This is a genomic window from Celeribacter sp. (assembly GCF_048259695.1).
Lineage (GTDB): Bacteria > Pseudomonadota > Alphaproteobacteria > Rhodobacterales > Rhodobacteraceae > Celeribacter.
Genome location: NZ_JBLXHL010000006.1, coordinates 216,291 through 222,290 on the forward strand (window position 1 = coordinate 216,291; position 6,000 = coordinate 222,290).

At 48.0% G+C, this 6,000-nt stretch carries 4 protein-coding genes and 1 tRNA gene; 3 read left to right on the top strand and 2 right to left on the bottom strand.

Annotated elements, in window-relative coordinates; genetic code table 11:
* The first annotated feature begins 273 nt into the window (after positions 1 to 273).
* The 3 genes from ACN0Q0_RS12960 to ACN0Q0_RS12970 all read left to right on the top strand — a co-directional run bounded on the left by ACN0Q0_RS12960 (position 274) and on the right by ACN0Q0_RS12970 (position 3,606).
* Entirely contained in the window at positions 274 to 1,011 is a 738-nt protein-coding gene (locus tag ACN0Q0_RS12960) for a hypothetical protein (RefSeq protein WP_417243818.1), read from the top strand.
* A gap of 284 nt (positions 1,012 to 1,295) precedes the next feature.
* Positions 1,296 to 3,329 (top strand): hypothetical protein, encoded by a 2,034-nt coding sequence (locus tag ACN0Q0_RS12965; protein WP_417243819.1) that lies wholly within the window; start codon positions 1,296 to 1,298, stop codon positions 3,327 to 3,329.
* Positions 3,310 to 3,606 carry a hypothetical protein gene (locus ACN0Q0_RS12970; RefSeq protein WP_417243820.1) on the top strand — a complete coding sequence of 99 codons (297 nt, stop codon included), beginning with the start codon at positions 3,310 to 3,312 and terminating at the stop codon, positions 3,604 to 3,606. Before ACN0Q0_RS12965 ends, ACN0Q0_RS12970 begins: the two co-directional genes overlap by 20 nt.
* A 256-nt stretch (positions 3,607 to 3,862) precedes the next feature.
* On the opposite strand, the gene ACN0Q0_RS12975 is transcribed toward ACN0Q0_RS12970, so the two are convergent.
* Positions 3,863 to 5,761 carry a site-specific integrase gene (locus ACN0Q0_RS12975; protein WP_417243821.1) on the bottom strand — a complete coding sequence of 633 codons (1,899 nt, stop codon included), beginning with the start codon at positions 5,759 to 5,761 and terminating at the stop codon, positions 3,863 to 3,865.
* A gap of 163 nt (positions 5,762 to 5,924) precedes the next feature.
* A tRNA-Asn gene (locus ACN0Q0_RS12980) sits at positions 5,925 to 5,999 on the bottom strand.
* Position 6,000: the final 1 nt, after the last annotated feature.

Sequence of the window (6,000 nt, forward strand, 5' to 3'; positions counted from 1 at the left end):
CATAGAAATCGGTCGTTTGCACCTCCCGGCCCACTCCTTCCATTCATCAAAGACGCCTTTGCTGCGGTGCAGCCTCACCAGACCAGCCTTTCGTCCACAGCGCAGCATTTTCGGACGGTTGAAGTTGGCAGTACCGACCAAGTCGCCGATAGAGCTTCCGTAGCTTTGCTCATTCTGTTCGCCAAAAAGGTGCTGGACGCATTGGGAGCGAAGCGAATAGAAGCTCTACATTAGTAATAAACACATTCCGCAACCAGACTTGGGCAATGATATTTGAGCGAGAATAACTTCGGTCATGAGCAAGAAATTCGATTGATGGGCTTTGTCGGACAAGACAAAGTCAGGGAATGCATTTGCAGTATCGTCTCGAAGCGCGAAAGACTGCGAGAACTCCGTTTCGCGGGGCGCGAGGTTTCCACCCGAGAAAACCTCGAAGAAGAGTTTAGCGGACTTCTCCGCGAAATCGACGATCTGGTCGGCGAAGTACAAAGTACTATGGCGCAGGATGATCTTGATTTGTGGGTAGGGCAAAAAAACTTCCCAGCCGTTCATGATGATAGCTGGTCATTGGGAGCAGAAGAAATTTGCGGGCCACTCATACCCTTCCTGCGGGGAAACCTTGAGCCTGTGCAACGTGTCGTCGTTGCTCCCGACCTACCCAAAAACGTTTTCGCCCTCTTCCTGACTATCCCTGGCCTAAAGGAATTTCTTAAAAGGGAAATCCACGGACACTGGGGGTATCACTATCACTACCTTGATGCAAAGGAGCGTCGGTCAGACACGCTTCTGACCTTCAACCGACAGCTCAAAATACTACCAAGCGGCCAGCAGGTTAAGGTCGTCACTTGGGAAAGGCATAGCGAGAAGAGCCACTTCGCAGCGCGCGCGGCGACTTGGGGTGCCAAGAAAAGAAAAAGCGTCCACGACGCCTGTGTTGGCGACAGCGTCAAACGAAACCTGAACGACTTCAAGAAGCCAGCCAAAGAGGCAGAAGCGCTTTGGCCTGTCTGACATTGCCAAAACCATGCAATGGCCAGAACGGCCCATTGTGATGTTTGAGAGGTCCTACGGTTGCCCGGAATATAGCGGTGAACTCTTACCAAGAGAATGACGACCGGCGGTCTGTTTCAACATTGAATACACAACATATGGTTGCCGACCTGCCGTTCGCGGTGCAGAATAAGATTGACGACCCATTGAGCGCGCCTTGGGCGAATGCGTGAAAATAGTTCCAGCCAGCTCAAGTTGGCTTGTCCTTTAGGCAAGACGCATCTTTGTGGCAAGAGTTAAGATTTATGAAAAAGATTGATTTACACATTCACACGAAATCCAGCAGCCAAGATCAGGATTTTTCGTTTAGCAAGGAAGTTCTGCAAAAATATGTGAGTGAAGCCGATCTGAGCTGCATAGCTGTAACAAATCACAACCTTTTTGCCAGGAAGCAATTCGAAGAAATCAAATCCGCCTTGGAAATACTCGTTCTTCCAGGAATTGAGGTTGATGTTGAAAAGTGTCACATGCTCGTCTTGGCGGACGGTCGGGATTTGGATGATTTTTCTCAAATATGTGAGGAGGTTGAACGAAGGTGGCAAGCGAGTGGGGTACCTCTTGAGTATGCAGGTTTCCATGAAATTTTCGGAGATCTCCGAAAGTACATCCTTATACCTCACTATTTGAAAGAGCCAAAAATTAGCGTCGAGTCCCTGAAAAAATTTGAGGGGCACATTCACTGCGGTGAAGTCAGCAGCCCTAAGAAATTTATCGCGTGCCGCAATGACCCCGAGATGCTCACGCCAGTTTTTTTCAGTGACTGTCGGGTAAGTGATGACCTGACTATCCCACCAACCAAACATACGTATGTCGATTGTGAAGACTTATCATTCGGTTCCCTGCGGCATGTTTTGAAGGATAGGGACAAAGTGTCTATCTCCAGGGAGGGAGGAGGTAGCCATTTTCAGATTTTCCCCGATGGGCAAAAGCTCTCAACTGGACTCAATGTAATATTAGGCGATCGATCGTCCGGAAAATCTCATACCCTTCAAAAGATCTGTGATTGGTTCGGTGCGGAAAACACAAGGTACATCCGCCAGTTTGACTTAGTCTCACGAAATGAGGCGGAGGACGAGAAGAATTTCAAAGATTTCCTGAGTGAGAAAACCAGTCTATTTGCGCGAGATTATCTGGCTGACCTGCAGGATGCTGTAACGCACATGCTTGATATCGACCTCCAAGCAGATATGCTCACTATGGAGCAATACATTTCATCGTTGCTCAATTATGCGCGCGAGACGAGTCGGCATGATGCTTTTTCAAAGGCCAAGATATACAATGAAGAGCCGTTTTTACGGAAAGACTTAAAAGGTCTACAAAGCCTCATTTCGTCAACTAAGCAGCTTGTGAGCAATGTGGAGTATAGAGGTGTTATTGATAAGCATGTAGATCTGGATGCGCTCAAAGCTTTGTACGTGGAGCTCATGAGAATTTACTGCGATCATCAGGAATTAAACGTCAAAAAGGATTGGGTGAACACTGCAGTTCATGACATCAAAGAAAAACTTCAACGAAAGTCATCAGCACCCAGTGTGGCCGACGTCGATCTCCTTCAGATTGCAAAGAACACAAGGGCAGTTGAAAGATTTGAAACCCTGGTAAAGGCTGCGCGGAAACCCAAGACTGCACTTCGGAAGAAGAAGGGAAGTTTCGAAATTGTTGCACAAGTAGGACCATTCAAGGGGAGCGGAGAGCTAAAAAACCTATCAAGATCGAGTAGAGCCTTCAGCGCCGCGTTTGAAAAGTATGACAAGCCGTATGAATACCTTCAAGAGCTCCGGAAAATTGGAGCTCCAGTCGAAGCTTCTGATTTTAGCAAGTATCTGACTAAGGTCGAATACAAAATCCTCAATAAGGATGGAATGGAAGCATCAGGAGGAGAGCGATCGGAGTTTTTCTTACTTGACAGGATCCAAGGCGCAAGCTCTGCAGACGTACTTCTCATCGATGAACCAGAATCGTCCTTTGATAACCACTTCCTGAAGGAGGAAGTGAATGAAATAATCAAAGAGATATCGAGAAGGATGCCGGTGGTTGTTGTCACTCACAATAACACAGTCGGCGTTTCAATTCGGCCAGATTTCATTCTTTACACGCAAAAAGAGGTTTCAAATTTGGAGATTAAATGGCGAATTTTTTCCGGCTCACCAACAAGTAAAAGGTTGGTGTCCATGGACGGATTGGAAATTCCGACGAGAGACGTACTCCTTGGGAACTTGGAGGCTGGAGTTATGACCTATGAGGAGCGGAGCGCGGCTTATGAAGATCTTAAAGATTGATGGGGGATGCGGATATTTTTTGGCGAACTCCTCAAGTGAATGGCGAAAAATAGACGAAATTGACAAAGGAGAGTTGTTACATCTTCTTAACCGATTTCTGGAAGAAGATGTTGAGATGGACGCTCCTGACGGAGGCAATCTTCAGAATGAGGTTCATAAGATTATTTATTCACACATTTTTCAGAAATTATCAGCGCTGACAGAAAGTAAATCCTCTTTCAAGGATGATAGCGAAAGGCTCTATTTCGATGAAATAAACAAGTACTCGTCAGTATGATGGGAGGCTAAATTTCGCCATGGTATTCTTAGATAGACAAGAGTCTCTTGGGTAATTTATTGCACTCCCAAAACGTTGGATACTTAAACGAAGCTGAATTGGACTTCGAATTTCATTCTCAATGCCAATTGTTTCGCCCTCGGTCGTTTTGGCTTGGATAAATGTCCGCTTTGAACGTGGACAGGGTTGCCTTCGCACTTGCAGCGAACGGCAACTCTCCGCCGTGTGATACCCTAAGACGTCCACGCCTAAGCTACTAAAACAAACGCGGTTGCAGGTCGATCGCTGCTTTCTTCATTTCGAATGGCATGCCTTCTTCGTCACCATAAATCTCTTCGTTTAGGTCTTCGCCGGCGTGTCCGAGGATATCAAGACGCACCTCTTTTTTCACGTCTTTCTGGTTCTTGAGAAACTGGTTGAATGAGTGTCGAAGGCTGTGCCCGTCTAGGCCTTTGGGATTTCCATCAAGCTGTTGGCTGCGGAGCTTTTCCCAATTGTATCGTAAAGCCGAAATGAACTTTTTCTTTTCGCTTTTTGGACGCAGTTCTGGGAACAGAAGGGTTTCACCTTTGGAGCGCATGCGGTTCCGATGCTCGATCAAGCCTTGGGCAATAAGATGCTCGTGAATGGGCACAAGGCGCTCACTTTGGAGGTTTTTCAGTCGGCGTTCGGCATGTGGGCGAATATCAAGCCCATATGAACCGTCAACTTCGATAATTGAATCGACGGTAAGGCCTGCGATTTCTTCCATCCTGCCACCAGTGTATGCGACGATCATTGGGACGTAGTACAACCCGTCCTTATGAACCAAATCACCCTTGTCGTGCCGCCTGTTTTCATTCCTACAACCCTGCCACACTGGGTGTTTGAATAGCTCTTGTACTTCTTTTTCTTTGAAGGCTGCCCGCTTAGATCTTCCACGTTTCGTCTCGGGTTTTCGAAGCTTGCTCGTATCAATTTTACTGTTGATCGAAGTGTCTTCGTTTCCCTGTGCATAGCTCAGGATTGCAGACACCTGCTCAAGATAAGTGTTGAAGGTTTTCGGCGCGCGCCCAAGGTCATCGTCTGCTGACGCGTTGGCGAGCTCTTGGATGTCATCCCAGGTAAAGTCGAGGTGAGAGGGACTCCGCATGAAGTTCTTATGAACCTCGGCGAGTCTGCGCTCCAAAATTCTCAGGTGGTACTGCTCGACTTCTGTCACCAATTGAACGCCTGTTAACAGACAGAAGAGTTTGATCTTGGAGCGTCTGGCATCTGCGGTCTTATTGTCCATCGTTCCGTTGATCTGTGCGTGTTTGATGCTGCGTTCACATACCCCCGCGAAATCGACACCGAATGGGTCTTTCTCAGTTGATCGGTCTAGCTCTTCTTTACAGGCTTTTGCAGCTTCGAACTGATCGTTTAGGAGACGAGTGGTGAGTTTCGATGTGATCAGGTTTACCCTTGGGGTTAATAAAGGTGCAGGCTCGTTTGCGACAACCGTTGCCGGTTGCTCGGAAACGTCAGGTGCATTGCATTCCTCTGTTCGCTCCAAGCGGGGTTGACGGGCTTCTTGCTCGGGCTGCGCTGCGGCAAGCATAGATTTCAAGTATGCTTGCATGATTTGTGCGTCATGTTCGGCAGAACGGGGGGCATAGTCCGTTGCTTCTTTGAATTCGCGAACCAAGTGATCCATCATGCCAGGAGATTTTAGCTTGCGGGCCTCCTGATCGAAAATCTCCATTACGCGACTAAGTTCTGTTGGTGACCAATCCGGATCGATGGCGTCTACTGGAAATGGGTGATGTGGCCCGAACTTGATGAGTGTCTTCAAGGCATGTTGAAGGGCTGAGCGATCACATTCAGAGAAACTATGTTTGCGGCCGGTGAACCATGCCATCCGGCTCTGTCGCTTCAGGTCATCAACGAACTGCTTCAAGCGCCTCTGCATGAATTTATGCACAAGTGCGTCCGGAATCGGATCATGGATGAATGCAAAGGAATTAAGCACGGTCTCGAACTCTTTGGTTAGTGATAGAGACCAGATATGCGCTTGGTTTTTGTTTTTCGTCCCCAGCGACACCATGAGGGGTGACTTACATGTGGATAAGGTCGGAATTCGCCGACGATAATAGAACCGATCGGACTGTTCGTATAGGTAGGTCGGGGCAGACATAAGCTCTCCTCGAAGTGGAGAACGCTTTGTTAGAGAAAAGTCCGCAATCAGCAGGGAGGCAACCTTGTGTGCAACCAGTTGTGCAACCTAATTGCGCTTACAGCCCGAAGTCCCTCGGAGGGAACTTCGGGCTTGTAGCAAAATCAACCACTTAGGGGAAGATTGGCTCCGGCGGTAGGGATCGAACCTACGACCAATTGATTAACAGTCAACTGCTCTACCGCTGAGCTACGCCGGAA

Bases quoted from the DNA above. Each gene is read 5' to 3' on its own strand.
- ACN0Q0_RS12975 (WP_417243821.1), bottom strand. From the start codon at position 5,761: ATGTCTGCCCCGACCTACCTATACGAACAGTCCGATCGGTTCTATTAT.
- ACN0Q0_RS12970 (WP_417243820.1), top strand. From the start codon at position 3,310: ATGAAGATCTTAAAGATTGATGGGGGATGCGGATATTTTTTGGCGAAC.
- ACN0Q0_RS12965 (WP_417243819.1), top strand. From the start codon at position 1,296: ATGAAAAAGATTGATTTACACATTCACACGAAATCCAGCAGCCAAGAT.